The following is a 405-nucleotide window of genomic DNA, read 5'->3' on the forward strand; positions in this document are numbered from 1 at the left end:
GCGCTCGGGCCCGTGTGCGCGTTCGAGTCGTTGCGCGTCTGGCCGTCTTCCCTCGGAAACAGGAAGCCGTTGGTGAGATCGATGCCGAGCAGTGGCGTCGGCGCCGAGGACGCACCGAGCGTGTTGCGACCGTTCCGGAAGATGCTGTTTCCGAGGATCTGGTTTCCGATGTTTGGTTGCCCCCCCGCGGATACGGGATTGCCGAAAACCGCGACGCCGGCGCTGCCATTGAAGGCGATGACGTTTCCGGCGGTCGCCCCCGTTCCACCGATGGTGTTGAACGACACCCCCGGCTCGTTCGCCTGCGCGGGCCCCAGTGGCGCCGCGTATCCGTTGGCGCTGCGCAATGCAATGCCCTGCAGCAGGTTGCCCGCTGCAGTTACGCCATCCGATCCGACGCCGATG

The 405-nt window shown here is 66.4% G+C and carries 1 protein-coding gene; it reads right to left on the reverse strand.

What is annotated here, in order from left to right; translation table 11 throughout:
• Positions 1-405, reverse strand: a 405-nt coding sequence (locus tag B7P34_RS38050) for a hypothetical protein (protein WP_223268643.1), incomplete at both ends; no start/stop codon positions are given.

It is taken from the genome of Streptosporangium nondiastaticum (assembly GCF_003011965.1).
Lineage (GTDB): Bacteria > Actinomycetota > Actinomycetes > Streptomycetales > Streptomycetaceae > Streptomyces > Streptomyces nondiastaticus.